Origin of the sequence: Pseudomonas sp. MEJ086 (assembly GCF_030209025.1) — a bacterium.
Lineage (GTDB): Bacteria > Pseudomonadota > Gammaproteobacteria > Pseudomonadales > Pseudomonadaceae > Aquipseudomonas > Aquipseudomonas fulva_A.
Genome location: NZ_JARVSV010000016.1, coordinates 125,913 through 148,949 on the forward strand (window position 1 = coordinate 125,913; position 23,037 = coordinate 148,949).

The 23,037-nt window shown below is 63.6% G+C and carries 24 protein-coding genes; 8 read left to right on the plus strand and 16 right to left on the minus strand.

The genetic code is table 11. The features are described from left to right. Window positions 1-70: 70 nt before the first annotated feature. Both QRN22_RS11160 and QRN22_RS11165 read right to left on the minus strand, forming a co-directional pair. A complete protein-coding gene (locus QRN22_RS11160) occupies window positions 71-940 on the minus strand; it encodes an MBL fold metallo-hydrolase (RefSeq protein ID WP_042556369.1) in 870 nt (289 codons plus the stop codon). A gap of 18 nt (window positions 941-958) precedes the next feature. Next, on the minus strand, window positions 959-2,089 hold the full coding sequence (locus QRN22_RS11165; RefSeq protein WP_042556368.1) for a cysteine desulfurase family protein: 1,131 nt from the start codon (window positions 2,087-2,089) through the stop codon (window positions 959-961). A 227-nt stretch (window positions 2,090-2,316) separates the two neighbouring features. On the opposite strand from QRN22_RS11165, the gene QRN22_RS11170 reads away from it, so the two are divergent. Continuing rightward, complete coding sequence (locus tag QRN22_RS11170) at window positions 2,317-2,781, plus strand: Lrp/AsnC family transcriptional regulator (RefSeq protein ID WP_042556367.1); 465 nt, start codon at window positions 2,317-2,319, stop codon at window positions 2,779-2,781. Between the two features lie 76 nt (window positions 2,782-2,857). Continuing rightward, window positions 2,858-3,082 carry a hypothetical protein gene (locus QRN22_RS11175; RefSeq protein ID WP_042556366.1) on the plus strand — a complete coding sequence of 75 codons (225 nt, stop codon included), beginning with the start codon at window positions 2,858-2,860 and terminating at the stop codon, window positions 3,080-3,082. 42 nt (window positions 3,083-3,124) lie between these two features. Here the strand turns inward: QRN22_RS11175 and amn are convergent, their stop codons facing one another. Continuing rightward, complete coding sequence (amn, locus tag QRN22_RS11180) at window positions 3,125-4,639, minus strand: AMP nucleosidase (protein WP_197077062.1); 1,515 nt, start codon at window positions 4,637-4,639, stop codon at window positions 3,125-3,127. A 38-nt stretch (window positions 4,640-4,677) separates the two neighbouring features. After that, on the minus strand, window positions 4,678-6,018 hold the full coding sequence (locus tag QRN22_RS11185; RefSeq protein WP_042556364.1) for an aminotransferase-like domain-containing protein: 1,341 nt from the start codon (window positions 6,016-6,018) through the stop codon (window positions 4,678-4,680). 81 nt (window positions 6,019-6,099) lie between these two features. On the opposite strand from QRN22_RS11185, the gene QRN22_RS11190 reads away from it, so the two are divergent. Further along, entirely contained in the window at window positions 6,100-7,050 is a 951-nt protein-coding gene (locus QRN22_RS11190) for a threonine dehydratase (protein ID WP_042556363.1), read from the plus strand. Between the two features lie 6 nt (window positions 7,051-7,056). Here the strand turns inward: QRN22_RS11190 and QRN22_RS11195 are convergent, their stop codons facing one another. Further along, window positions 7,057-7,965, minus strand: coding sequence for a helix-turn-helix transcriptional regulator (locus QRN22_RS11195; protein WP_042556362.1), 909 nt, complete (start codon window positions 7,963-7,965; stop codon window positions 7,057-7,059). Window positions 7,966-8,111: 146 nt separating this feature from the next. Here QRN22_RS11195 and QRN22_RS11200 point away from each other — a divergent pair, with 146 nt between their 5' ends. The 3 genes from QRN22_RS11200 to QRN22_RS11210 are packed head-to-tail and all read left to right on the plus strand — an operon-like array spanning window position 8,112 to window position 12,525. Continuing rightward, entirely contained in the window at window positions 8,112-10,112 is a 2,001-nt protein-coding gene (locus QRN22_RS11200; RefSeq protein ID WP_042556361.1) for a TonB-dependent receptor, read from the plus strand. A gap of 2 nt (window positions 10,113-10,114) precedes the next feature. Continuing rightward, a complete protein-coding gene (locus QRN22_RS11205; RefSeq protein WP_042556360.1) occupies window positions 10,115-11,332 on the plus strand; it encodes an MFS transporter in 1,218 nt (405 codons plus the stop codon). Then, a complete protein-coding gene (locus QRN22_RS11210) occupies window positions 11,329-12,525 on the plus strand; it encodes an FAD-dependent monooxygenase (RefSeq protein ID WP_042556359.1) in 1,197 nt (398 codons plus the stop codon). The genes QRN22_RS11205 and QRN22_RS11210 overlap by 4 nt, the downstream gene beginning before the upstream one ends. Here QRN22_RS11210 and QRN22_RS11215 read toward each other — a convergent pair. The 10 genes from QRN22_RS11215 to rplM all read right to left on the minus strand — a co-directional run bounded on the left by QRN22_RS11215 (window position 12,515) and on the right by rplM (window position 19,595). After that, entirely contained in the window at window positions 12,515-13,393 is an 879-nt protein-coding gene (locus tag QRN22_RS11215; RefSeq protein WP_042556358.1) for a hypothetical protein, read from the minus strand. The genes QRN22_RS11210 and QRN22_RS11215 overlap by 11 nt on opposite strands. Window positions 13,394-13,563: 170 nt before the next feature. Beyond that, entirely contained in the window at window positions 13,564-13,761 is a 198-nt protein-coding gene (locus tag QRN22_RS11220; RefSeq protein ID WP_042556357.1) for a CsbD family protein, read from the minus strand. A 61-nt stretch (window positions 13,762-13,822) separates the two neighbouring features. Next, window positions 13,823-14,188 (minus strand): BON domain-containing protein, encoded by a 366-nt coding sequence (locus QRN22_RS11225; RefSeq protein WP_042556356.1) that lies wholly within the window; start codon window positions 14,186-14,188, stop codon window positions 13,823-13,825. A gap of 292 nt (window positions 14,189-14,480) precedes the next feature. Further along, complete coding sequence (locus QRN22_RS11230; RefSeq protein ID WP_042556355.1) at window positions 14,481-14,894, minus strand: ClpXP protease specificity-enhancing factor; 414 nt, start codon at window positions 14,892-14,894, stop codon at window positions 14,481-14,483. Window positions 14,895-14,944: 50 nt separating this feature from the next. Then, on the minus strand, window positions 14,945-15,562 hold the full coding sequence (locus QRN22_RS11235) for a glutathione S-transferase N-terminal domain-containing protein (RefSeq protein ID WP_042556354.1): 618 nt from the start codon (window positions 15,560-15,562) through the stop codon (window positions 14,945-14,947). A gap of 140 nt (window positions 15,563-15,702) precedes the next feature. Next, the gene (locus QRN22_RS11240; RefSeq protein WP_042556353.1) at window positions 15,703-16,485 is read right to left on the minus strand and encodes a cytochrome c1; all 783 of its coding nucleotides are present in this window, start codon (window positions 16,483-16,485) and stop codon (window positions 15,703-15,705) included. Then, entirely contained in the window at window positions 16,485-17,711 is a 1,227-nt protein-coding gene (locus tag QRN22_RS11245; protein WP_042556352.1) for a cytochrome b, read from the minus strand. The genes QRN22_RS11240 and QRN22_RS11245 overlap by 1 nt, the downstream gene beginning before the upstream one ends. Next, window positions 17,711-18,304 carry a ubiquinol-cytochrome c reductase iron-sulfur subunit gene (gene petA / locus QRN22_RS11250; protein ID WP_042556351.1) on the minus strand — a complete coding sequence of 198 codons (594 nt, stop codon included), beginning with the start codon at window positions 18,302-18,304 and terminating at the stop codon, window positions 17,711-17,713. The genes QRN22_RS11245 and petA overlap by 1 nt, the downstream gene beginning before the upstream one ends. A 455-nt stretch (window positions 18,305-18,759) precedes the next feature. After that, window positions 18,760-19,152: a 30S ribosomal protein S9 gene (gene rpsI, locus QRN22_RS11255; RefSeq protein WP_042556350.1), complete on the minus strand. Its 393-nt coding sequence runs from the start codon at window positions 19,150-19,152 to the stop codon at window positions 18,760-18,762. Window positions 19,153-19,166: 14 nt separating this feature from the next. Beyond that, a complete protein-coding gene (rplM, locus tag QRN22_RS11260) occupies window positions 19,167-19,595 on the minus strand; it encodes a 50S ribosomal protein L13 (protein ID WP_042556349.1) in 429 nt (142 codons plus the stop codon). 247 nt (window positions 19,596-19,842) lie between these two features. Between rplM and QRN22_RS11265 the strand changes: the two genes are divergently transcribed. Beyond that, window positions 19,843-20,880, plus strand: a complete 1,038-nt coding sequence (locus QRN22_RS11265; RefSeq protein ID WP_042556348.1) for an NADP(H)-dependent aldo-keto reductase — start codon at window positions 19,843-19,845, stop codon at window positions 20,878-20,880. A gap of 267 nt (window positions 20,881-21,147) precedes the next feature. Here QRN22_RS11265 and nfi read toward each other — a convergent pair whose 3' ends face one another. Beyond that, window positions 21,148-21,855, minus strand: a complete 708-nt coding sequence (nfi, locus tag QRN22_RS11270; protein WP_042556347.1) for a deoxyribonuclease V — start codon at window positions 21,853-21,855, stop codon at window positions 21,148-21,150. 224 nt (window positions 21,856-22,079) lie between these two features. On the opposite strand from nfi, the gene QRN22_RS11275 reads away from it, so the two are divergent. Further along, complete coding sequence (locus QRN22_RS11275; RefSeq protein ID WP_373565157.1) at window positions 22,080-23,000, plus strand: GlxA family transcriptional regulator; 921 nt, start codon at window positions 22,080-22,082, stop codon at window positions 22,998-23,000. Window positions 23,001-23,037 lie beyond the last annotated feature (37 nt).

Consider the following 23,037-nt stretch of genomic DNA (forward strand, 5'->3'; position numbering starts at 1 on the left):
GCCCCTGATGCTCGATGAGTGTCAGGGGCTTTTTATTGCAAGGCTCTGGTCGCCGTGGAGATGGACGGGCTCAGTTCGCCGCCCAGCGAAAACGCACGCCTGCCACGTCCCCGTCGGGCAGGACGCCGGCGCGAAGATTCCACAGCAGCGCCGGGATCAGCAACCTGGGGGGCTCCAGCCCTGCATCCCGTTCTTCACGCCATTCGATGAACTGCGCGGCACTGACGCCTTGATGCATATGCTGGTTATGCAGGCGCTGTTCCTGCACGGAGCACCAGGCCCGTGGCGCGCGATCCTGTGGGTAGTCGTGGCACATGAACAGGCGGGTGTCGCCCGGCAGTTCGAGCAGATGCCGAATGGAGCGATACAACTGCGCAGCACTGCCACCAGGAAAATCGCAGCGTGCCGTGCCGATGTCCGGCTGGAACAGGGTGTCGCCGACGAACACGTGCCGCTCCTCGACCAGAAAGGCCGTGTCGGCGGGCGTATGCCCGGGCACATGCAGCGCCCGAGCGGACAGAGCACCGATGGCGAAGTCTTCGTCGGGGGCGAGCAGATGGTCGAACTGGCCGCTCGCCTGGCAGTAATCCTCGGGCAGTTGGAAACGCGCCTGAAAGGTCCGCTGTACCTCGCCAATGCCTGGTCCGGCGGCGACCCGCCCACCACTGCGCTCGCGCAGGTAAGCAGCGGCGGTGAGGTGATCGGCGTGGATATGGGTTTCCAGAATCCACTGCACCTCCAGGTGCCTGGCCTCCAGCGCTCGCAACAGAGCGTCCGCCGGTGCGCTGTCGAGCCTGCCGGACTCCAGGTCATAGCCGAGCACCGGATCGATCACCGCGCAAGCGCTGCCCGCGCCAGCATGGACGAGATGGCTGAACGTCGACGTCTGCGCATCGAAAACGCTCTCGACCTGCAGCGCCCGCTCTCCCAGCGTGCTCATCGGGCGATCACCGGCCCGTCATTCAGGCAGACAGCGGCGAATGGCATCGATGGCCTGCTCGACGTCGGCGAGCGTGGTGTAGCGGCCGAGGCTCAGGCGAATGCTGCGATACGCCTGGGTATCGTCCAGCCCGAGCGCCAGCAGCACATGGGACGGCGCGCTGCTGGCCGAATTGCAGGCCGAAGTGGAGGAGAACGCCAGCGTCCCCAGCAGATTCTCGGCATCGAACCAGGGGTGGTCGATGCACAGGTTGAGGGTATGCGGCACACGCTTCTCGGCGCAGCCGTTGAGACGCACGCCGGGCAGCGCCAGCAACCCTTCGCGCAGGTGTGCGCAAAGGCGAGCGATGCGCGTGTTCTCTTCGCTCATCAGCTCACCGGCAAGGGCGAAGGCGCTGCCCATGCCGACGATCTGGTGGGTGGCCAGGGTGCCGGAGCGCAGCCCCTGCTCATGCCCACCGCCATGGATCTGCGCCTGGATCAGCGAGCGCGCACGGTCACCGACGTAGAGCGCACCAATACCTTTGGGACCATAGGTCTTGTGGGCGGAAAAGGACATCAGGTCCACCGGCAAGGTGGCCAGATCGATGGCCACCTTGCCGGTGGCCTGGGCGGCGTCCACATGGAACAGCGCGCCGTGCTGACGAACGAGCTCGCCCACCGCGGCGATATCGGTCAGCGTACCGAGTTCGTTGTTGATCAGCATCAACGAGACCAGCAGGGTGTCGTCACGCAAGGCTGCCGCGACCGCCTCCGGCTGGATGATGCCGTTGGCATCGGGCTGCAGCCAGGTCACCTCGAAGCCCTCGCGCTCCAGTTGCCCGGCTGTATCCAGAACGGCCTTGTGCTCGAGGCGGCTGGTGATGATGTGCCGACGGCCATCGGCCAGCGCGGCCACGCCCTTGAGCGCCAGGTTGTTCGACTCGGTCGCCCCGGACGTCCAGACCAGGCGATCTGCGCGGGTACCCACCAGGGCCGCCACCTGCTTGCGTGCCTTTTCGACCGCCAGACGAGCCCGCTGCCCGAAGGAGTGGGACGCGGAAGCGGGATTGCCGAACACCACGTCACGGCCCATGCACGCCAACATGTCCCGAATGACAGCGTCGTCGATGGGAGTGGTAGCGGCGTAATCGAAATACAGTTCTGACATAGGGGTAGCGGCCGTGCAGATGATTGAAGGCGCCGTGCTAGACGGCTTTGTCTGGAGCACCATGCTAAGAGAGCGGGACGTGAAAAATTTTGTTATTTCACTGTTCTCGAGCCCATGAAACGGAATAGATTTCCAACCCAGACAAAGTAAACGAAATTATTTTCCAGACTTAGCCCATTTCATACTGACGATATTCCCCAATCGTCTTATCAGGAGTTTTCTAGACCGTGGACAAGTTCGACCGCGCCTTGCTCGCGCTGCTACAGCAGGACTGCACTCAGCCGCTGGGTGAGATCGCCGAACGCGTTGGTTTGAGTAACACGGCGTGCTGGCGGCGTATTCAGAAGCTCGAGGAAAGCGGCGTGATCGGTGCCCGAGTGGCCCTGCTCGACTCGCGCAAGATCGGCGTGCCGGTCACGGTATTCGCCTTCGTGCGCACCAATCAGCACAACGCCGAATGGCTCAAGCACTTCCACAGTCAGGTGGCGGCGATCGACGAGGTGGTCGACTTCTATCGCATGGCGGGTGTCACCGATTACCTGCTGCGCCTGGTGGTGCCCGACATCGAGGGCTACGACGCCGTGTACAAGCGCCTGATCGAAATCCCCGGCATCGCCGATATCAGCTCCAGCTTCGCCATGGAGCGGATCAAATCGACCACGGCCCTGCCGCTGCATCAGGTGGGCAAGTGAGCGTCTGGACGGGCGACTGGCGAAACCCGGAATTCCGGGTTAGTTTGGCCGCCCGTTATCCCTGACGATTTCTGCCATGTCTCTACGCAATCTTCACCGTCTGACCATTCTCGGCCTGGTGTTCTTCATCCTCGGCCTGATCGGCGTCGTGTATGCGCTGTACGCCATCTACAGCGGGCCGCGCCCGGCTGACCCGGACCTGACCCGCAGCCTGGTGATAGCCGCAGGCATGCAACTGACCGGCTACGTGCTGCTCAACCGCAACCGCTGGCGGATGATGGTCGGCAAGTCGAAGAAGTAGCGCCAAGCTCACCCGCTATGAGCCTGGCGCCCGGGGCCGCCTTCAGCGGAATGGCGGCTCGTCGAAGCTGCGCAGCTTGCGCGAGTGCAGCGAGTTGAGCTGGCCACGCAGCAGATCCAGAGCGGCGATACCGATGTGCAGATGCTGGGTCACGGCCCGCTCGTAGAAGGCACCCGCCGCGCCCGGAAGCTTGATCTCGCTGTGCAGCGGCTTGTCCGACACGCACAGCAAGGTGCCATACGGCACGCGCAGGCGATAACCCTGAGCGGCGATAGTGCCGCTTTCCATGTCCACCGCCACGGCCCGTGACAGGTTGATCAGCGGACGCTCCTGCGCCCAGCGCAGCTCCCAGTTGCGGTCGTCGTAGGTCAGCACGGTACCGGTGCGCAGCCGACGCTTGAGATCGTCACCGCGCTCGCCAGTCACCTGCGCGGCGGCATCCTGCAACGCTTGCTGCACTTCGGCCAGGGCCGGCAGCGGAATGTGCGGTGGCAGCACACGGTCGAGAATGCCGTCGCGGCGCATGTAGGCGTGAGCCAGCACGTAGTCACCGATGGTCTGCGACTGACGCAGGCCGCCACAGTGGCCGATCATCAGCCAGCAGTGCGGACGCAGCACGGCCAGGTGATCGGTGATGTTCTTGGCGTTGGACGGGCCGACGCCGATGTTGACCAGGGTGATGCCATCGCCATCGCCATCGGCAGCCTGCAGGTGGTAGGCCGGCATCTGGTAGCGGTGCCAGACCACGGTCTCGATGATCGCCTGCATCTCGCCTTCGGGCATGCCCCGCTCGATCACCACGTTGCCCGGCAGCACCATGCGCTCGAAGCGCGACTCGCCATTGAGCATGTCCAGACCGTTGCGAATGAACTGGTCGACGTAGCGGTGGTAGTTGGTCAGCAGGATCCACGGCTGCACGTGGCGCCAGTCGCTGCCGGTGTAATGCACCAGGCGACGCAGGGAGAAATCCACCCGGGCGGCGTCGAACAGGGCCAGCGGCAATGGATCGGTATTTTCCCAGTCGTAGAGGCCGTCGGCGGTGCCATCGGTGGCGGCCGACAGGTCCGTGCTGGGGAACACCCGCGCCAGTTCTGCCGCGGTCACGCCGGAGCCGGCCAGCTCATCGCCCTGCTCCACCACGTAGGGGTAAGGGATGTACTGCTGGCTGACACCGACCTCGACGGTCAGGGTGAAGTCGGCCATCAGCGGCTGCAGTTGCTCGAGCAGGTACTTACGGAACGCAGCCGGATGGGTGATGGTGATGCTGTAGGTACCGGGCACCTGCACCTTGGCGTAGGCACGCACGGTGGTCGGCACCTCGCCCTGGCAATCGTAGGTCAGCCGCAGTTCGGGGTAGCGAAACAACTCTTGCTGCTCGGCATCGGGGCGGATGCGATCTTTCAGGTAGCGCTTGAGCGCCTGGCTCAGGCCTTCGGTGGCGCGCTGGTGCAGCACCGCCAGACGATCGACGGCTTCTTCGGCAGAGTGGACGACGATAAAAGCGCCGTCTGTAGAAAGGGACATGCACGGTTCCTTATCGTGGGGATCATGGACCATAGCTGACACGCATTACAGGCCGGGTGCAAGTGCAGCGATCATTGCGGCCACACATCGACGATGCGCTCCAGCGCTTGCTTGAGCTCGACACGACTGCGGGCAGCCGCCAGGCTGATGCGAATGGCGTTGGCCGCAGCAGGGCCAACGGCGAACACCTCGGCGGGCACCACCTCGACACCGGCAGTTCGACACTCGGCTGCCAGGTCACGGCTATCCGCCGCCTCCAACCACAGGTGCGGCGCCACCTCACGGCCCTGGGGCATGCGTGCGCCGAGCACCCGCGCGGCGAGGCGCCAGCGCTGCAGCAACTCGTCCCGCTGCCAGGCCAGCTTGCGCGCCGCGGTGCCGTCCTCGATCCACTCGCAGGCCAGCGCCAGGCACAACGGCGAGACCGCCCAACCGGTGGCGTGCCCTTGCGGATCGATACGTTTGAGCAGCGCCTGCGGCCCATGCACAAAGCCCAGTCGCAGGCCCGGGGCCACGGTTTTCGACAGGCTGGTGACCAGCAAGCTGCGTTCCGGCACCGATACGGCCAGCGGTGCCAGGCTACCCAGCGCGCCGTAGACGTCATCCTCGATCAGCCACAGACCGTGGCGTTCCACCAGCTCGGCGATGCGTTGCCGTCGTTCACCATCCATGCTGCTGCCCGTGGGGTTCTGCAGGCAGGGGGTGAGCACCAGCACCCGCGCGCCGGTAGCACGCACCTGCCGGTCGAGATCCTGAGGGTGAATGCCACGCTCATCCATCGCCACGCCGTGCAGGGGCAGCCGCAACTGCCGCGCCGCGGCCTTGATGCCGGGCGCGGTGAAGGCCTCGACCAGCACCGGATCGCCGGGCTCGCAGAGCGCCAGCAACGCTGCGCTAACGCCCTGCTGAGCACCCGCGCAGAGCAGCACCCGCGCCGGCGGATAATGCAGGCCGCGCTGCTGCAGCCACAGGCTGCCAGCCAGCCGCCCACGCACCTCCAGCTCGGCCGACGCGTAGGCCTGCAGCGCGTCGATGCGGCCTTCGGCGATCAGGCGCTGCAAGGTGCAGGACAGGTCATCGCTGTCGCCGTCGTGCACCGGCACGTTGGTCGACAGATCGATGCCCTGCGCGGGCTGGCCGGGCTGCTTGAGGTGAAACAGGCTGGCTTCGTGGCTATCGGCCAGGACATAGGTACCACGGCCGACTTCACCGGACACCAGGTGACGCCGCGCAGCTTCGCGATAGGCCTGCATCACCGTGCTCGGATTGATGCCCAGCGTCCAGGCGAGTCGGCGCTGCGGCGGCAGGCGCTCACCGGGCTTGAGCTCACCCTTGCCGATGGCGCTGGAAATCGCCTCGACCAGGGCCAGATAAGTGGGCAGCGTGCTGCCTTGCAGATCAGGTAACCACATTGCTTGCCATGCAATATAAAGATTTACCCATACAATGACAGGGCCGTAGCATCGGGTCAAAGCCAACCGGGAGCCCCCCAGATGTTCGACCTTGCCGCGCTACGCCAAGCCGCCACCCTGATTCGCCCGAACGTTCCGGCAACGCCGCAGTTCGCCTGGCCGTTGCTGGCCGAACGCCTGGGTTGCGAGGTATGGGTCAAGCACGAGAACCACACCCCCACAGGCGCCTTCAAGGTCCGCGGCGGCCTGGTCTATGTGGATGCGCTGCTGCGCCGTGAACCGACCACCGCCGGCCTGGTTTCGGCCACCCGGGGCAACCACGGACAAAGCATGGCGCTGGCCGCCGGCAAGGCTGGCCTGCCGATCAGCATCGTGGTGCCGCGAGGCAACGCGAGAGAGAAGAATGCGGCCATGGCCGCCCTGGGCGCCGAAGTGATCGAATACGGTCGCGACTTCGACGAGGCCCGAGGCCGGGCGGCGGAACTGGCTGCGCAGCGCGGCCTGCACTTCGTTCCGTCGCTGCACCCGGACCTGATCCGTGGCGTCGCCACCTATGCCCTGGAACTGTTCGAGGCCGCACCACCGCTCAAGCGCATCTATGTGCCCATTGGCCTCGGTTCGGGCATCTGCGGGGTGATCCGCACCCGCGACCTGCTCGGCCTGGACACCGAAGTGATCGGGGTGGTGAGCAGTGCCGCCGATGCCTACGCGCAAAGTTTCGCGGCCGGGCGGGTGATCTGCACCGACAGCGCCGACACCATCGCCGATGGTATGGCCTGCCGCATGCCGCAGCCCGAGGCGCTGGAGATCATCCGGGCCGGTGCCGCGCGCATCGTACGAGTCGATGACGACGAGATCCGCCAGGCCATTCGCATCCTTCACGAAGACACCCACAACCTCGCCGAAGGCGCTGGAGCAGCAGCGCTGGCGGCATTGATCCAGGAACGTGAAATCAATCGGGGCCAACGCTCGGCGGTAGTGCTCAGCGGCGCCAACATCGACCGCGCCGCCCTGGCCTCGATCCTGGCCTGAACCGTCTCAGGACGCTTCGGCAACGCCCACTTGCCGTGAATAGGCGCGCGGCGCAAGACCGTGATGGCGGCGAAACACCTTGGCGAAATGACTGGGGTTGGAGTAGCCCACCGCCATCGCCACATCGCCGACCCGCTGGCCCTGACGCAGGCACAGGGCCGCGTGCTGCATGCGCAGGTCCTGCAGTTCGGCATACACCCCCTTGCCGTACAACTGGCGGAAACCATCCTTGAGCTTGCGCACGTTCAACTGCACTTCGGCAGCCAGGCTCTCGAGCGTCCACGGGCGCTCGAGGGCTTCGCGCAGGTGTTGGTGAGCACGTTCCAAACGCAGTCGATCACGCCCTCCGAGCACGCTGGGGCGCAGGTTCTCCTGTAGATAACCGAGCATTTCAGCGAGCATCTCGAAAGCCTTGGCACGCATCAGGATGTCCCGCGCCAGGCCTTCCAGGCGGCAATCGAGCATCTCCAGACCAATACGACGCAGCACGTGCGGCGCGGGAAATTGCACCAGCCGCGCCAGGCCGTCACTGGAGCAGGCCCGCTCCCACGGGCCGGCACTGTCGAACAACCATTCCCCAACCCTCAGGCGCTGCAGTATCTGCGGGGCGAAGCTGATGTTCACACCGCGTAGCCGCGAGCCTGCCGGCAGCAGACCTTCGCCCCGTACGGAGACACTGGAGTGGTAGAGGCAGCAGGTGTCATTGCGCAGATCCATTGCCGGGGTGTCGGCGAACTGCCGCCAACCACCGCCCTGCTCGTAGTAGGCGAGGGTCAGGGAAGGATGACTGTCGGCCTGCACGTACAGGTCGTGCTCGCCATCCATTTCGATCAGGCGCACGTCCAGTTCCTCGTCAGCGAAGCTGGCGAAAACGTCGTTCAGGGGGCGGTCGGCGTAATAGTGATTGATGGCCATGGCTGACACTCCACAAGGCGATCACAATAAATGAGAACACTTATCAGTTAAAGTGCCGATCACGCGCATTTACGCCCGATCGCACGCGCAACCTCCCCCCGAGCGGCGGAACATGCCGGCCATTCATCCATGGAGATGCCTGCATCATGCGCCTGACGCCCTTGAGCTTTGCCATTCTATGCTCCAGCGGTCTGCCGGCCCTGGCCCACGCCGCCGTCGACCTGCCTGGCCTGCAAGTCACGGCGAGCAAACGCGAGACCAGCCTGGCGGAGACCGACATGGCCTTGTCTGTCGCCGAACAGGAGGACCTGCAACGCGCCAACATCGGCAACAGCAAGGAACTGAATCGAGTCTTCCCCGAACTGTTCCTGAGCCAAAGTGGCCTGAGCCTGTTCCCCAATCTGAGCCTGCGCGGGATCTCGTCCGCCGACGCCTACAGCGCACCGGTGGCGTTCTACGTCGATGGCGTGCCCTATGTGCTCGGCGCCTTCAACCAGCAGTTGCTCGACATCGAACGCATCGAATTGCTCAAAGGCCCTCAAGGCACCCTGTACGGGCGCAACGCCCACGCCGGCGCCTTGAGCATCGTCACCCGCCGCCCGGAAAACGCTGCGCAGTTGAAGGTGGGTAGCCGCGTCAGCAATCTCAATCGCGAGGTCAGCGCCAGTGTCAGTGGCGCTCTGGTCGAAGACCGCCTGCTCGCCGAGGCCGCCGTCTTTCACAATGACCTGCAAGGCGAGCTCAAGGGCAGCCCGCAGCACGGTGACGGCGACAACGGCGGTGGTCGCGTTGGCCTCACCCTGCTGCCCAATGATGACCTGAGCGTCCGACTGATCTACGCCCGTGATCGCCTGACATCCCACGAAGAGCGTTACCTGCCCTTCCACGGCTATGCCAGCCGAGCGGTCAACCCCGGGTGGCGCGAATCGTCTTTCACCCGCCGCGTGGAAACCAGCAGCGCGGTCATCGACTGGTCACTCGGCGATGCCTGGAAACTCACCTCCACCAGCGCCCTGCAGAGCTACCGTCACGAGCGCCTGCTCGGTGATTTCGGCCTCTACCACCCGGAACGCCAGAGCACCCTCAGCCAGGAGTTGCGCCTCACCACCCAGGGCGAACAGCGTACCTGGGACGCCAACCTCGGCCTGTACTGGCAGGACAGCAAGACCCACTCGCAACGCCGCACGGCACCTGGCGGCCCCTACGACTCCTTGCTGGGCCTGGCCGACAGCCGTATCGACAGCACCGAGAAGGCCGTTTTCGGTGAGTTCACCTGGCACATCGACGAACGCTGGGATCTGACCCTGGGCGCCCGCCACAGCCGCGAGGAGGCCAGCACCCGCTTCGTCCAGCAGGATGGCCTGATGGTGCCGGGCTTCGCCTACCGCGGGCAGGACCGCTTCAACGCCACCACGCCGAAGATCGTCCTGGGCTTCCAGGCAAGCGATGACCTGCGCATCTACGCACTGGCCAGCGAGGGCTACAAGCCCGGTGGTTTCAACCGCATCGGCAGCAGCAGTGCCGACGCCGTGGCCTACGACCCCGAGCGCTCGTTGAACCTGGAGGCTGGGTTCAAGGCCAGCCTGCTCGAGCGTCGCCTGTTCGCCAATGCCTCGCTTTACTGGATGCGCATCGAGGACGTGCAGCAGTACATCGGCATGGTCGGCATTCAGAACCTGCAGAACATGGGCGACGCCCGCAGTGAAGGCGCCGAACTGTCGCTGGACTGGCTACCGGACGAGGATACCCGCCTGCACCTGGCTGGCACCATCAACCGCAGCCGTCTGGTGGATGCCGACGTCCGCCAGGGCAATCGCCTGGCTCTGGCGCCACGCGGCACCCTGCGCCTGTCGGCGGAACGCAGCCTGCGCTGGGACGGCCTGCTCGGCGAGCTGCGCCCCAGTGTCGGTCTATCGTATGTTGGCCAGCATTACTTCGACGCCGACAACCAGTTGGCCCAGGGCGGCTACACCCTGTTCGATGCGCGCCTGACCTGGCAGCCGGCAGCGAGTTACCAAGTGGCCCTGTACGGCAACAACCTGACGGCCAAGGACTACCGCAGCTACGCCTACCTCTCGGGCGCAGATGCATTTGCCCAGGCCGGACAAGGGCGTGAGCTGGGTGTCGACCTGAGCCTGCGTTTCTGACCATGGCCCTGTCAGCCTCTCGCCGCATTCACGTGCTGCTGCTCGGCCAGTACACCAGCCTCGGACTGCTCGGTGGCTTCAGCCTGCAGCTGTTACCTGCCTACCTGCGCCGCGAGGGCGTCGGCCTGGACAGCATCGGCCTCGTGGCCCTGGTGTTTCTGCCCCACGCACTGAAGCTGCTGTGGGCTCCGCAGGTAGACCGCTGGTGCCGCGAGCAGCGGCGTACCTGCCTGCTGCTGTGCTACGGCAGCCTGCTGGCCTGCATCTTCGCGCTGGCCAGCATCGACCCGGTGCAGCAGTTGCCTCTGGCGCTCGGCCTGCTGGGGCTGGCAGCGCTGTGCGCCGCCAGTGGCGATATCGCCAGCGACGGCCTTGCCGTAGTGGCCTTGCCAGAGCAAGCCTACCCGACCCTCAATCGGCTGCAGATCGGCGGCAGCTACCTCGGCTACCTGCTTGCCGGGTTACTGGCCGCTCCCCTGCTCGATCGCCATGGCTGGCACGCCGGGACCCTCGTGCTCGGCGCCCTGCTCGCCCTGTGCCTGTTGCCACTGCTGAGCCTGCCCCTGCCCCGCGTCGATACTGGCTCGGCTCTGGCAAGACCCAGCCTGCGCCATGCCTGGCGTTCGGTGATGCGTCGGCGTGCCGGGCTGGTGCTGCTAGCGCAATGCGGACCGCGGCTGATGCTGGGCATGGCGTCCGCCTACTGGATAGACAGGGGCCTGAGCCTGACCCAGGCCGGCGCTCTGGAAGCCTGGTGCATAGGCATGGGCCTGCTCGGTAGCCTGGCGGCACCGGCGCTGCTGCAGCGCTTCGGCAATCGCCACAGCTGGTGCGCCGGCCTGTTGGTCCTGCTCGGCGTGAGCCTCTGGCTGCTGGCCGGGGAGCGCTGGGAACAGATCGGTGCAGCCCAGTTGGTGGTCGCCTTCAGCCTGGCCAATCTGGCCACCGGGCTGATCTTCGTCGCGCTCTACAGTCGCATGATGCAGTGGGCCGACCCCGGGCAACCGGGTACCGACGTCACCCTGCTGCAGTGCACCGATGCCTGGATCGGGCTGCTCGCCGGCCTGGGCGGCGCCTGGCTCGCCCACTGGGTCGGCTTCGACGGGCGCTTCCTGATTACCGCCGCATTGCTGCTGGCGGGACTGATCGGCATCCATCGCCTGCTCGACGAGCAGCCGCGCCCCACTACCCACTCGACACAGGAAACCCTTGGTTCATGAGCGCTCCCATTCTCGTTCTTGGCGCCGGCATCGCCGGTCTGGCCACAGCGTGGTGGCTCAAACAGCGCGGCTTCACCCCGGTCATCGTGGAGAAGGCTGCACAGTTGCGTCATGACGGCTTCGTTCTCAGCCTGGGTGGCACCGGCTACAGCATCGCCGAGCGCATGGACATCGTCGACAAGTTGCGTGGGCACAGCGTCAATCTGGGTCGCACGCTGTTCCGTGACAGCCAGAACCGCGACGTGCTGCTGGTCGACCATAGCCGACACCTGCGCAACCTCAACCTCCTGCCCGTTTGTCGCGACGATCTGGTGCAGGTGCTGCACGATGCCCTCGACGGCCAGGTGGAGATACGTTTCGGCCTTTGCCTGCAGGCTTATGAAGAAGACGCCGAAGGCGTCGATGTGAGCTTCGATGATGGCAGCGAGCAACGCTTCGCCTTCGTGGTGGGTGCAGAGGGCTGCTTTTCCGACCTGCGCCGACGCGCCTTCGCCGACGACGAAAGCTGCCTGCGCTCTCTGGGCTACAACGCCGCATCGTTCATCGTGGACGGTGACATGGCGGCCGGGGGGGAACGCCACCTATCGTTTTCCGAGCCAGGCTATGTGGTCGAGTGTTACAGCATGCGCCCCGGGCTGCTGGCTACCTTGTGGCTATGGCACAGCCAGGATAGCAGCCGCATCCCGGCGCAACGACGCAAGGCCGTGCTGCGCGAGACCTTCTCTCAGGCCAGTCCTGCAGTACTCGACCTGCTCGCCCCCCTGCCGGACGATCAGGGCTTCTATCTCGATCACCTGATGCAAGTGCATTTGCCGCAATGGCATCAAGGGCGTCTGGTGCTGGTCGGGGATGCCGCCCATTGCCTGACCCTGGCCTCGGGCCGCGGCGCCAGCATGGCCCTCACCGGGGCCTGGCTGCTGGCAGATGAACTGAGCAAGAGCTTCGACTGCGCGGCATTGGCCCGTTACGACGCCACCTTGCGTCCGGATATCGATGAATTGCAGGCGCTGGCTCCGCGCATGGCGGGTTGGTACGCGCCACTGACGCGGCGCGCCTGGCACCTGCGCAACTGGACCATGCGCCTGATGCCTGCCTCTCTCACTGCCTGGCTACTGCGCCGCACCTTCGAGCGGCTCAAACGCACGCCACTGGCACAGCGGGTCGATGCCGCGCCGAATCAGCTCAGACACTGACCGACAGCGTGGAACCAATGGCAACCGAGATGGCGACACCGCCGCCGCCCATATCGCCGGCAGCCTTTTCCACATCGGCGAGCTGCTTGTCGATATCGCCGAGCAGCTTCCTGCTTTCCTCATCCGGCTCGGCACTGAGCTGCGCCTTGACCATGGCCAGCAATTGCTTGAGCTGGCGAGCGACCTTTTTCAGTTCTTCGGCATCGGCACGGCGCTGCTGGTCGTCTCGGCCACGTTGGGCGCGCTCCGTGGTGGTTTGTGGCTGCTCGTCGCCGTCGGCCTCTGCATCGCCCTCCTCGGTAGACCCTTCTTGCGCCGCTGCAGCAGTCACCACTGCGGCCTCGGGGTCGGCTTCGACCTCCGACGGCACCTCGCTGATCGCTTCCACTGCCGTGGCCGTTTCGGTTGCCTGAGCGCCTTCGACATTCACGCCAGACGCCGGAGCGGCGCCGGCGTCCGCATTCACGGTGGTGGAACTGCCGGAGGGCTCCTTGAGCACCGCGGCCGCCTGCCCCAGTTCCTGAGCCAGTTGCTTGATCTGCCGCAACGCGCCTTTCGCCGCGGCAGGGCCGAGGGCGATGACCAGTTGCTTGAGCATCTCGATACGTTTCTTGATGTCTTCGAGGCGCTGGCGGGCTGCTTCCTTGCGAGACTCCTGCTGGTTGGCCTGCATGGAGCGCAGCTTGGCCGATGCTTCACGCATGGTTTTCATGCGCTTTTGCGCGTAGTCGCTGAGGGTCAGGGTGACCGACGGCTGCTGCTTGTCGGGCTCGCTGGCAACGGTCGAGGGAGCTGCAGCCGCCTCACCCGAGGCACGAGCCGGGGTCGTTCTGACAGGCCCTGTGGTGGCGGGCGTGATAGTCGACATGCTACGTCCTGTGCCTGGCGAATGTGTCAGGGTATCGGCTGATGGCAGGCAAACTTGAACCTGGTGGCTCGCCCCGGGGCCGTCGGTCATGACGCCGAAAAACGAAAAGCCCCGGCGTTGCGGCCGGGGCTTCTCATGAAAACGGTGGCGTATCGAGCGCCAGCGGCAAGTCAGTACTTGCTGCGGAAATCGCGCAACTCGTCTTCTGCCTTTTCCTTGGTCCAGCCGTAGCGTTCCTGCAGCTTGCCAGCCAGGTATTCGCTATGGCCTTCGGCGACATCCACGTCGTCGTTGGTCAGCTTGCCCCAGCGGGTCTTGATGTCACCGCTGAGCTGCTTCCACTTACCTTTGATAATGTCGGAATTCATGATTCAACTCTCCTCTGTACAGGGAAGAAAGCAGGCTCATCGAGCCTGCCCGGAAACATGATCAGTCGGCAGTTTTCAGGCCGTCAGCCGAAACAGCTTGAACGCCTTTGATTTCCTTGGCTTTGGCGACAGCGAGGTCACGCTCGGCTTCGGTAGCCACGACACCGGACAGGGCAACTACACCCTTGTTGGTTTCGACTTTGATGTCCAGAGCGCTGAGACCGTCGTCAGCCAGGAAGGTCGACTTCACTTTGCTGGTGATCCAGGTATCGGAAACCGCTTCTTCGGCCTTGTCCATGGTGTTAGCAGCCAGCATGGTCGGCTGGGTGCTGCTGTAGGTGTCGGCGAAAGCGGTACCCGCCACGGACAAGCTCAGGGCGGTCGCAGTGATAGCGGCAAAAGCGAACTTATTGATTGGCTGTTTCATGGGTAACACTCCTGATTATTCGAGTTGGCCACATCCAACTACCGGCTGTGGCTGCCCAATACCTATCGCAAGCGCTGTGCCACTTTTTTTAAAAAAAATAATCCTTTAAAAACAATAACTTAATAGACAAACAGAATTGCATTTTCCGTGCAAACTGCATGTTCCAGCGAAACCACTCAGGCAGATTGCACGAAATTTCAAATCGCCATTACACCTGCCGGGTCACCCCGAGCGACAGCCACAAAAAAACCGGTCGATTGACCGGCTTTCCGATTCGAGCACGAGATCGTGTCTATTTGACGACCTTGAGGCTTGGTCGACCGCTCGGCCGCGGCGGCTCGTCGTCAGGTGGCCCCTGCTCGTCCTGCACATCCTCGACCTCGGCCTGCGTAACTGGCGGCTCCAGATCGAAGACCATGCCCTGGCCATTCTCTCGCGCATAGATCGCCAGCACAGCAGGTGCCGGTACGAACAGGCTGTGCGCGACACCACCGAAGCGGCCTTCGAAGCTCACCGCGTCGTTTTTCATGGCCAGCTCACGCACGGCGGTGGGCGATACATTGAGCACGATCTGCCCGTCGCTGACGAAGCCTGGCGGAACCTTCACGCCTGGGTATTCGGCATTGACCAGCAGATGGGGCGTGCAATCGTTGTCGACGATCCACTCGTAAAGCGCGCGAATCAGATAAGGACGACTGGAGTTCATCAAACCTCCTGGGCTTGAACACGCCACCTACGGCGCGCAAGGAAAATGGGTCAGCGCATGTCTCGTTCCACGGCGGACAGACTCTGGCGAAAACTCTCGCGAGCGAACTGCCGGTCCATGTAATCGAGCAGCGGTTTGGCCGGCCTTGGCAGTTCGATCCCCAGCACCGGCAGGCGCCAGAGGATCGGCAACAGGCAGCAGTCTACCAAGCTCAGCTCGTCGCTGAGAAAAAATGGCTTTTCGGCGAACAGCGCGGAAACCCCGGTCAGGCTCTCGCGCAATTCCTTGCGCGCCTGGACACGGGCGGCCTCCTTGCTGCGTGGGTCGAGAATCAGGTCGACCAGCGAACACCAGTCGCGCTGAATACGGTGCATCAGCAGGCGCGTGTTGCCACGGGCTACCGGGTAAACCGGCATCAGCGGAGGGTGGGGATAACGCTCCTCCAGATACTCCATGATCACCGTCGGCTCATACAGCGCCAGATCACGATCGACCAGCGTCGGCAGGCTCGCGTAAGGATTGGCCTCCAGCAACTTGGTCGGAGAGCGGCCCTGCTCGACGCTGATGATCTCCGCGACGACGCTCTTTTCGGCGAGCACGATGCGTACGCGGTGGGAATAGTGGTCGGCCGGGTCGGAATAACAGGCCAACCTATTGGTCGCAGCCAAGGCGATCCTCCAGATTTCTCGAGCACAAAAAAACCTGCGCGCCCCCAGTGGAAACGCGCAGGTCGGCCATGATACCGGATGCGTTTAGCAGCCGTTGGAAAACGTAAGCGAAGACAAGGCTGTACGTCGTTCAGCTGCGGTCAGTGCACATCCTTCCAGTACTCGCGCTTGAGCAGATAGGCGAACACGAAGAAGAAAGCCAGGTACAGCAATACGTAGGTGCCGATGCGTTGCAGGTGCAGCTTGTTCGGGTCCGCCGAGTAGGCGAGGAAGGTCACCAGGTTACGTACCTTGTCATCGAACGCCTGCGGGCTGAGCATGCCGCTGTTCGGCTCGAGCACCAGTTGATCGCAGGCTTCGTGGGTGAGCGGCGTGCCGGTCAGCGGGTCGTACTGCTTCTTGCCGTCGTCAACCACCTGCACCTGCTTGCAGCCCATGTACTGACGACCTTGCAGGCCGCCCAGCACGTTGGGCATGCCGACGTTGGGGAATACCAGGTTGTTGGCGCCCAAGGGCCGCGCCGGATCGTCGTAGAAGGTACGCAGGTAGGTGTACAGCCAGTCGTTGCCACGCACCCGGGCGACCAGGGTCAGGTCGGGCGGCGCGGCGCCGAACCAGCGCTTGGCGTCTTCGGGCTTCATGCCGATGTTCATGTGATCGCCGATCTTGGCATCGGTGAACACCAGATTGTCCATCATCTGCTCCGCGGACACGCCAATGTCCTCGGCGACCCGCTCGTAGCGCTGGAACTTGGCACTGTGGCAGCCCATGCAATAGTTGGCGAACGTACGCGCGCCATCCTGCAGCGCCGCCTTGTCGGTCAGGTCGATGTCGGCCTTGTCGAGCGTCACGCCATGACCACCGGCTGCCAGGGCCAGAGCAGGCAGCAATGCGACTAAACATGCAGCAAATAGCTTTCTCATCAGCCTGTCACCCTTTCAGGAACCGGTTTGGTCTTTTCCATCCTGGTGTAGAAGGGCATCAGGATGAAGTACGCGAAGTACAGGAAGGTGCACACCTGCGACAGCAACGTACGGCCCGGAGTCGGCGGCAGAACACCCAGCACGCCGAGGATGACGAAGGACACGCAGAACACCAGCAGCCAGAGCTTGCTCAGCCAGCCCTTGTAGCGCATCGAGCGGACCGGGCTGCGATCCAGCCAGGGCAGCACGAACAACACGGCAATGGCGGCGCCCATGGCGATCACCCCCATGAGCTTGTCGGGGATCGCCCGCAAGATCGCGTAGAAGGGCGTGAAGTACCAGACCGGCGCGATGTGTTCGGGGGTCTTGAACGGGTTGGCCTGTTCGAAGTTGGGTTTCTCGAGGAAGTAGCCGCCCATTTCCGGGAAGAAGAACACCACGAAACAGAACACGAAGAGGAACACCACCACGCCGACGATATCCTTCACCGTGTAGTACGGATGGAAGGGAATGCCGTCGAGTGGAATGCCGTTCTCGTCCTTGTGCTTCTTGATGTCGATGCCATCCGGGTTGTTCGAGCCGACCTCGTGCAGCGCCAAGATGTGCAGCACCACCAGGCCGAGAATGACGATCGGCAGGGCCACCACATGCAGTGCGAAGAAACGGTTCAGGGTGATGCCGGAGATCAGGTAGTCGCCACGGATCCACTCGGTCAGCGCATCGCCGATGAACGGAATGGCACCGAACAGCGAGATGATCACCTGGGCGCCCCAGTAGGACATCTGCCCCCAGGGCAGCAGGTAGCCCATGAAGGCTTCGGCCATCAGCATCAGGTAGATCAGCATGCCGAAGATCCACACCAGCTCCCGGGGCTTCTGGTACGAGCCGTAGAGCAGGCCGCGGAACATGTGCAGATAGACGACGATGAAGAACGCCGACGCGCCGGTGGAATGCATGTAGCGCAGGATCGCGCCGTGAGGCGTATCACCGGTGCGCACGTCACGCATCAGGCCCTCGACCGAGGCGAAGGCACCTTCGGCGGTGGGTGTGTAGCTCATGGTCAGCCACACGCCGGTGAGTAGCTGATTGACCAGCACCAGCAGGGCCAGGGAGCCGAAGAAGTACAGGAAGTTGAAGTTCTTCGGTGCGTAGTACTTGGCGAGGTGGTCGTTCCACATCTTGGTGGCGGGAAAGCGTGCGTCCACCCACTCCATGAATTTGCTCATCATGCTTGCTCCTGATCCACGCCGATGATGATCACGTCAGCCGACTCGTAGGTATGCGGCGGCACCGGCAGGTTCAGCGGCGCCGGCTGCGACTTGTAGACGCGTCCGGCGAGGTCGTAACGCGAACCGTGGCACGGGCAGAAATAGCCGCCGACCCAGTTCTCGCCGAGATCGGCAGGCGCCACTTCCGGCCGGAACGACGGTGCGCAGCCCAGGTGCGTGCACAGCCCGACCAGCAAGAGGATTTCCGGCTTGATCGAGCGCGTCTTCGGATCGACGTAGGAGGGCTGCACCGAGCTTTTCGAGTCCGCATCAGCCAACTGCCCCTCGATCTTGCCAAGGTTGCTCAGAATCTCCTCGGTGCGCCGCATGATGAACACCGGCTGCCCCCGCCACTCGGCGACCATCTGCTGTCCCGGCTCGATCTTGCCGACATTGACCCTGACCGGAGCACCCGCGGCCTTGGCCTTGGCGCTCGGGTACCACGACCCTACAAACGGAACTGCAGCCCCCACCGCTCCGGCAGCGCCAACCACTGACGTGGCTGCCACCAGAAAGCGACGCCGGCCCGCATTCACGCCGTCATTGCTCATTCAGTCGTCTCCCATCGGCTTTCCGGCCTGTTGTTCAGGCCTCTAATAAGTAAGTGTTGGTCGCGCGCAGATGCGGCCAGATGGTCATGAAAGCCCATCGAGAAGGGTCTTCCCGAAGGGCCGCAACACTTGCAGGGCGTGAGCTGTGACGCTGCGGTACAGGGCCACAATCGATTCGACGTTGGCCATGGACTTTAATCCATTCCCACAGCCCGACGGCCGAAGCAGGTCATTGCCCGTGGCGGCGATCAGCGGGTTGGGTGGACAGAGGTCCCGGTATGCGTGCGTCCAGATCAGCCTGGCTGCAATCCGGCGCGAGATTCGCACAGGCCGCCAGGACGACTCATGACGCGCATCAACGAAGCGATGAGTAGGGGGTGAAGCGAGGCTGAGAGCAGAAATGAAAAACGCCCAGCTCCGTGAGGAGACTGGGCGTTTTCGAGTACAGCAGCGAATTAACGCTTGGAGTACTGAGGACGCTTACGCGCTTTACGCAGACCAACTTTCTTACGTTCTACTTCACGAGCATCGCGAGTCACGAAGCCTGCTTTACGCAGAGCCGGACGCAGAGTCTCGTCGTAGTCCATCAGAGCGCGGGTGATACCGTGACGGATCGCACCAGCTTGACCGCTCACACCGCCACCGATAACGGTAACGTAGATGTCGAATTTCTCGACCATCTCGGTCAGCTCCAGCGGCTGGCGAACTACCATGCGGGCAGTTTCACGACCGAAGAAGGTGTCCAGGGTGCGGTTGTTGATGGAGATCTTGCCAGTGCCCGGACGCAGGAAAACGCGTGCGGTTGCAGTCTTGCGACGGCCAGTGCCGTAATTTTGAGTCGCCGACATAATGAACTATTCCGTTAAATCTTCAGTTCTTGAGGCTGCTGAGCAGTATGAGGGTGAGCAGCGCCCGCATAGACTTTCAGCTTACGGTACATGTCGCGACCCAGCGGGTTTTTCGGCAGCATGCCTTTGACCGCGGTCTCGATCACGCGCTCAGGCGCCTTGGCGATCAGCTTGTCGAAGCTGATCGACTTGATGCCACCCGGGAAACCGGAGTGCGAGTAGTACATTTTGTCGGTGGTCTTGGCACCGGTCACACGAACCTGCTCGGCGTTGATGACGACGATGTAGTCGCCGGTGTCAACGTGAGGGGTGTACTCGGGCTTGTGCTTGCCACGCAGGCGGCTAGCGATTTCAGTAGCCAGACGACCCAGGGTCTGGCCAGCAGCGTCGATCACAAACCAGTCGCGCTTTACTGTTTCTGGTTTAGCGGTAAAAGTTTTCATTCTTTATAGCCTCAGGGGCCGCCCAGCAAAAATAGACGGCGGATCTTACTGAATAGTGCGTACTTTGACAAGTCAAAGGCAGCCGGATGCGGGCGCTATTCGGGGGCTCGGGTCAGCGCGTCCGCGTACGGCAAGATTCTTCGGCAGGCGGCGCATCACTTCCACCGCAGAAAGAGGAGGCGGATTATCCTGATTGCGAAAAAAATTTCAACCTGCTTGTATGAGTCTTTTGTCAGAGGACGCCCCAATGCAATACCGCCAGCTCGGCCGAACCGATCTCAATGTCAGCGCCCTGTGCCTTGGCACCATGACCTGGGGGGAGCAGAACGAAGCCTCCGAGGCATTCGCGCAGATCGATCGCGCCAAGGCCTACGGCATCAATTTCATCGACACCGCGGAGATGTACCCGGTCCCGCCACGCGCCGAGACCTACAGCAAGACCGAGCAGATCATCGGCGAGTACTTCAAGCAGCGCGGCGACCGCGCCGACTGGATCCTGGCCAGCAAGATAGCCGGCCCCGGCAACGGCATCACCCACATTCGTGACGGCCAGCTCAAGCATAACCGCCAGCATGTCGTGGCGGCGCTGGACGCCAGCCTCGAGCGCCTGCAGACCGACTGGATCGACCTCTACCAGTTGCACTGGCCGGAGCGCCCGACCAATTTCTTCGGCCAGCTCGGCTACACGCACCAGGACAGCGACTTCACGCCCATCGAGGAAATCCTCGATGCCCTGCATGAGCAGGTCAAGGCCGGCAAGATCCGCCATATCGGCCTGTCCAACGAAACGCCGTGGGGCACCATGAAGTTCCTGCAACTGGCGGAGAGCCGGGGCATGTCCCGTGTGGTATCCATCCAGAACCCCTACAACCTGCTCAACCGCAGCTTCGAGGTGGGCCTGGCGGAAGTGGCGATTCGCGAACAATGCGGGCTGCTGGCCTACTCGCCCCTGGCCTTCGGCATGCTGTCCGGCAAATACGAAAACGGCGCCCGCCCGGAGAACGCCCGCCTGAGCCTGTTCAGCCGCTTCGCGCGCTACAACGCGCCGGAGACCGTGGCGGCCTGCTCGCGCTACGTGGCCCTGGCTCGCGAACACGGCCTGGATCCGGCGCAGATGGCCCTGGCGTTCGTCACCAGTCGCCCGTTCGTGACCAGCAACATCATCGGCGCCACCTCGCTGCAGCAACTGGAATCCAACCTGGCCAGCAGCGAGCTGAAGCTCAGCGATGCGGTGCTGGACGGTATCGAAGCGATCCACAAGGCTCAGCCGAACCCGGCGCCCTGACGGCGACCGTTCTTCCGGACCAGCGGTGGGCGGTTGCTCGTGGTGGGCGCAAGCGGATAGCCGCCCGGCCCAGGGGCATGAACCGAGGGCGGGGCTTCAGCCCACCAAAGCCATTCAACGCCGACGGTGGCTGGACGTTCAAGGCATGCGCTTCAGCGCTTCGGGCCGTGGGCTTTGTGGTGGTGGGCTGAAGCCCACCCTACAGCTAGAGCGCCCTACCCTGGGGTGGGCTTGAGCCCACCGAATCCGCGGCGCAGGCAACCCCGGCTAAAGAAGTTTCGGCCCCTTGGTATCGCGCCGCGATGCCAGGCGGTCGGCCAGCCGCGTCGGTTCCGGCAAGCGATAGCCCCTGCCCCAGTCGAGCACCAGCGCCACCGCGCTGTCCATACCGACCCGATGGCCAGGCGAGACGATCAGCGGTCGCACCTTGCGCTTGCTGCGCAGCATCCAGGCGATCTGTCGCCCCTGACGGTCAAGCAATTCGACCTTGTCGCCCCGCTCTTCCCCCAATTCCCCGTGCTGACCGGTAAGGATCTTCTTCGCCACGCCGATGGTCGGCCGGCCGCTGACCACCCCAAGATGCGCCGCGATACCCAGCCCCCGGGGGTGGGCGATGCCGTGGCCATCGACCACGATCAGATCCGGCTCCTGCGGCAACCCCGCCAGCGCCGTGATCAGTGCCGGTAGCTCGCGAAACGACAGCAGGCCCGGCACGTACGGCATGCTGGTGGGAATCCGCGCCACGCACTCGGCAAGTGGCTGCAGGGTCTCGGCATCCAGCAGTATCGCCGCAGCGCGAGTGATTTCACCGCCTTCCTCGAAGCCCACATCGACACCCGCCAGCAGCCGCAGCGGCGGATAGTCATCCTCCAGACGAACCTGCTCGGCCAGTTGCTTCTGCAGGACTCTCGCAGCAGCCGGAGTGCCATCCCAGTCGGCGAATGGCGAGGCGGCAAGTTCGGAAAAGGCAATCATGGCGGTGGCTCCCAAGACGAAGATGACAAGACCAGACTGGACGCAGCCGGAATAAAAGAAGACGATTCAGCCACAGCCTGACGGCTTTACCATCAGCTGACCCAATTACTAGAACAAGAAAAACAGCCATGCCCAGCCAGCCATCTTCGCTCACTCGCGTGAGCATTCTCGCCACGCCCGGCGTATTCGCTTCGACTCTCATGCAAGCCAGAGATTTCTTTCATATGGCCGGCCTGCGCCATGGCAAGCAGCAGGGGCTCGGGCTGGTACCGACCTTCGAGGTTCGCCTGGTCAGCCCGGACGGTTTGCCGGTGCGCAGTTTCAGCGACGTGCAGCTACCAGTGGACGGCGCGCTCGACGACCAGTCGGAGCTGATCATCCTGCCGGCATTCTGGGACGATTACGACGCCCTGTGCAGCCGCTATCCGCACGTATTCGACTGGCTGCGCGAGCGCCATGCCGCAGGCGCCAGCCTGTGCGGGGAAGCCAATGGCGTGTTCTGGATGGCAGCCAGCGGGCTGCTCGACGGCAAGGAGGCGACCACCTGCTGGCGCTTCTTCAATGAGTTCACCACGCGTTTTCCGGCGGTGGCACTCAACCAGGACAAGCACCTCACCGACGCCGACAACCTCTACTGCGTCGCCGGTCCGACCTCGGCGTGCGATCTGTACATCTACCTGATAGAGCGCTTCTGCGGCACCAGCGTGGCGCAGAGCGTGGCCCGTGACATCCTCTACGAAGTACGCCGCAGCTACACCCCGGGGCGCATCGGCTTCGGCGGCCAGAAGCAGCATCAGGACCCGAAGATCCTGCAGATCCAGCAGTGGCTCGAGGATCACTTCGCGGAGCGCTTCCGCTTCGAGGACGTGGCCCGTGAGCATGGCATGAGCATCCGCAACTTCATGCGCCGCTTCCACGCCGCCACCGGCGACAAGCCACTGTACTACCTGCAGCGGCTGCGCATCGAAACGGCCAAGGGGCTGCTGTCGTCGTCACCGAAGAGCATCAAGACCGTCAGCTACGAGATCGGCTACGACGATGCCAGCTTCTTCGCCCGCCTGTTCCGCCAGCACACCGGCCTGTCGCCGAACCAGTATCGCCAGCAATTCCAGCAACAGGCCCAGCAGGTGCTCAGCGGCAATTGAAACGAAAAAGGCCGCAGGCCAAGCTTCCTATCAGGAA

What these genes read in the sequence shown, in the direction of transcription:
- QRN22_RS11195 (WP_042556362.1), bottom strand. Translation starts at nt 7,965, where the DNA reads ATGGCCATCAATCACTATTACGCCGACCGCCCCCTGAACGACGTTTTC.
- QRN22_RS11200 (WP_042556361.1), top strand. Translation starts at nt 8,112, where the DNA reads ATGCGCCTGACGCCCTTGAGCTTTGCCATTCTATGCTCCAGCGGTCTG.
- QRN22_RS11185 (WP_042556364.1), bottom strand. Translation starts at nt 6,018, where the DNA reads ATGTGGTTACCTGATCTGCAAGGCAGCACGCTGCCCACTTATCTGGCC.
- QRN22_RS11220 (WP_042556357.1), bottom strand. Translation starts at nt 13,761, where the DNA reads ATGAATTCCGACATTATCAAAGGTAAGTGGAAGCAGCTCAGCGGTGAC.
- rplM (WP_042556349.1), bottom strand. Translation starts at nt 19,595, where the DNA reads ATGAAAACTTTTACCGCTAAACCAGAAACAGTAAAGCGCGACTGGTTT.
- rpsI (WP_042556350.1), bottom strand. Translation starts at nt 19,152, where the DNA reads ATGTCGGCGACTCAAAATTACGGCACTGGCCGTCGCAAGACTGCAACC.
- QRN22_RS11175 (WP_042556366.1), top strand. Translation starts at nt 2,858, where the DNA reads ATGTCTCTACGCAATCTTCACCGTCTGACCATTCTCGGCCTGGTGTTC.
- QRN22_RS11230 (WP_042556355.1), bottom strand. Translation starts at nt 14,894, where the DNA reads ATGAACTCCAGTCGTCCTTATCTGATTCGCGCGCTTTACGAGTGGATC.
- QRN22_RS11245 (WP_042556352.1), bottom strand. Translation starts at nt 17,711, where the DNA reads ATGAGCAAATTCATGGAGTGGGTGGACGCACGCTTTCCCGCCACCAAG.
- QRN22_RS11205 (WP_042556360.1), top strand. Translation starts at nt 10,115, where the DNA reads ATGGCCCTGTCAGCCTCTCGCCGCATTCACGTGCTGCTGCTCGGCCAG.
- QRN22_RS11165 (WP_042556368.1), bottom strand. Translation starts at nt 2,089, where the DNA reads ATGTCAGAACTGTATTTCGATTACGCCGCTACCACTCCCATCGACGAC.
- QRN22_RS11265 (WP_042556348.1), top strand. Translation starts at nt 19,843, where the DNA reads ATGCAATACCGCCAGCTCGGCCGAACCGATCTCAATGTCAGCGCCCTG.
- QRN22_RS11240 (WP_042556353.1), bottom strand. Translation starts at nt 16,485, where the DNA reads ATGAGAAAGCTATTTGCTGCATGTTTAGTCGCATTGCTGCCTGCTCTG.
- QRN22_RS11160 (WP_042556369.1), bottom strand. Translation starts at nt 940, where the DNA reads ATGAGCACGCTGGGAGAGCGGGCGCTGCAGGTCGAGAGCGTTTTCGAT.
- petA (WP_042556351.1), bottom strand. Translation starts at nt 18,304, where the DNA reads ATGAGCAATGACGGCGTGAATGCGGGCCGGCGTCGCTTTCTGGTGGCA.
- nfi (WP_042556347.1), bottom strand. Translation starts at nt 21,855, where the DNA reads ATGATTGCCTTTTCCGAACTTGCCGCCTCGCCATTCGCCGACTGGGAT.
- QRN22_RS11210 (WP_042556359.1), top strand. Translation starts at nt 11,329, where the DNA reads ATGAGCGCTCCCATTCTCGTTCTTGGCGCCGGCATCGCCGGTCTGGCC.
- QRN22_RS11275 (WP_373565157.1), top strand. Translation starts at nt 22,080, where the DNA reads ATGGCCGGCCTGCGCCATGGCAAGCAGCAGGGGCTCGGGCTGGTACCG.
- QRN22_RS11190 (WP_042556363.1), top strand. Translation starts at nt 6,100, where the DNA reads ATGTTCGACCTTGCCGCGCTACGCCAAGCCGCCACCCTGATTCGCCCG.
- amn (WP_197077062.1), bottom strand. Translation starts at nt 4,639, where the DNA reads ATGGTCCATGATCCCCACGATAAGGAACCGTGCATGTCCCTTTCTACA.
- QRN22_RS11215 (WP_042556358.1), bottom strand. Translation starts at nt 13,393, where the DNA reads ATGTCGACTATCACGCCCGCCACCACAGGGCCTGTCAGAACGACCCCG.
- QRN22_RS11225 (WP_042556356.1), bottom strand. Translation starts at nt 14,188, where the DNA reads ATGAAACAGCCAATCAATAAGTTCGCTTTTGCCGCTATCACTGCGACC.